General features: G+C 63.8%; 1 pseudogene. It reads left to right on the top strand.

From position 1 onward, the window contains the following. Window positions 1–112 (top strand): annotated as a pseudogene (locus tag MKL20_RS29755) (IS5/IS1182 family transposase); the annotation flags it as partial. Between the last annotated feature and the right edge of the window lie 189 nt (window positions 113–301).

Genomic DNA, 301 nt, shown 5'->3' with positions numbered 1-301 from the left:
CCGCAAGATCAGGACCTTGCGAGCAGTCGACACCCGTTACGACAAGGATCCCGACAACTTTCTTGCCAGCGGCGAACTCGCCGCCGTCCGGGGCTGGCTGCGGACTTTATGAGTCCGCGACCTAGCACTACTTTGGCAGATTGAGGGAACGGTGGAGGTTTGTGCGGATTCGCCTGCCACGGCCATGAGGGGGGGTGCTCGCGATGTCAGGTGCTGGCGGATGGCGTGAGGATCTGAAGCGGTGGCTGCAGCCGTTCCTTGCGGGACTGTCGCATCCGGCGCGTCGGGCTATGTGCCCGCT

The organism is Methylobacterium sp. E-066, assembly GCF_022829635.1.
Taxonomy (GTDB): Bacteria; Pseudomonadota; Alphaproteobacteria; order Rhizobiales; family Beijerinckiaceae; genus Methylobacterium.
Note: the sequence above shows the minus strand (reverse complement) of the source record. Positions and strands in the feature narration are given on the sequence as shown.